Here is a 1402-nt window from a genome sequence, read left to right as displayed (position 1 = left end):
GAATGTGCTCGCAGTCGGCGACGATGGAGTCGGCGCGGAAATGGGCGAGATAGTCGGCTGCCGCTTCGCCATCGACGAAGCCCGCGATGGCGGCGGCTTCCACGGGTGTCGAACGCCCTGTGCCGCGCTGGTCGGGCAGGACGACGCGATGCGTCTTCAGTGCCTCGGCCAGCCAGGCCGGCGAACCGCGCGTCGGGCGCGGCGACTTTCCGCCAGGCCCGCCCTGCAGGTAGCACAGGATGGGCAAGTTTTCCGATCGGCGCACCGGGTCGACGATTTCGCGCGCGAACACCTCGATGGCTGTACCTTCCGGCTTCGACCAATCGAGGGGAACCGCAAGCTTGTGGTCGCGCACCAGCATTCCGGGGATTGTGTATTCACTGACAGCCATTGGAAATCTCAACGCACACGTGGATCGAGGAAGAGGTAAAGCAGATCGACAATGATGTTGGCGGCAACGATGAACACGCCACCCAGCAACACGACGCCGATGATAATGGGACGGTCTTGGTTGTTGACGGCCTGCACCGCCAGCGCGCCGACGCCCTGCAGGCCATAGACCTGTTCAATGACGATTGCGCCGCCCAGCAGAAGCGCGATGTCGGCGCCCAGTTGCGTGACCAGGGGCGTGAGCGCCGCGCGCATGCCGTGCCGCCAGACCACAGTGCGTTCGCTGGCACCTTTGGCACGGGCGGTACGAATGTAGTCCTCGCCCATGACCTCAAGCATCTGTCCGCGCGTGAGCCGGGCGTAGATGGCTGCCATGGTGAGGGCAAGCGTCGTCCAGGGCAAAACCAGATGCCAAGCCCAAGTCGCGGGATTCGAGGTCAACGCTTTGTAGCCACCGGCCGGAAACAGCGTGAAGCCGGATTGCTTGGGCAGGAAATAAAGCAGGTAGAGCGACATCATGCCTAGAACGAAGGTCGGGAAACTCAGACCCACCAAGATGAACGCTTGTCCGAAACGGTCGCGCAGGCTACCTGCGTGGCGCGCCGAACTGATGCCGATGGGTATGCCAATGGCAAGCCAAAGCAGAACCGCACCCGCCACCAGCGAGACCGTCGCCGGAATCCGACGCAGAATAATGTCCGCGACCGGCTGCTGGTTACGGTAGGAGAACCCGAGATCGCCGGTAACGGCGTTGGCGACGAAGCGGCCATATTGCTCAAGGATCGGCTGGTCGAGGCCCAGATTCTTCCATATGAGCTGGATCTGGGCTTCGGTTGCCTTATCACCGGCAATCATGCGTGCCGGATCGCCGGGCGCGACAAAAAACAAAAAGAAGACGAAAGCGCTGAGTGCAATCATGACGCCGGCACCAAAGAGGATGCGTCGACCGAGAAAACCGATCATCGTTTCGTGGCTCCCTTTGCCTTCTTCCTGAGACTGCGTGCCGTACGGG

Annotated in this window: 1 protein-coding gene and 1 pseudogene; both read right to left on the bottom strand. The window is 61.9% G+C overall.

Going from position 1 to position 1402, the window contains the following annotated elements:
* A pseudogene (locus AC1DUU_RS32000) lies at positions 1-391 on the bottom strand (alpha/beta fold hydrolase); the annotation flags it as partial.
* Positions 392-399: 8 nt separating this feature from the next.
* A partial coding sequence (locus AC1DUU_RS31995; RefSeq protein WP_476787314.1) for an ABC transporter permease occupies positions 400-1402 on the bottom strand: 1003 nt, incomplete at its 5' end.

It is taken from the genome of Aminobacter sp. P4_H6_2, from assembly GCF_056400805.1.
Note: the sequence above shows the minus strand (reverse complement) of the source record. Positions and strands in the feature narration are given on the sequence as shown.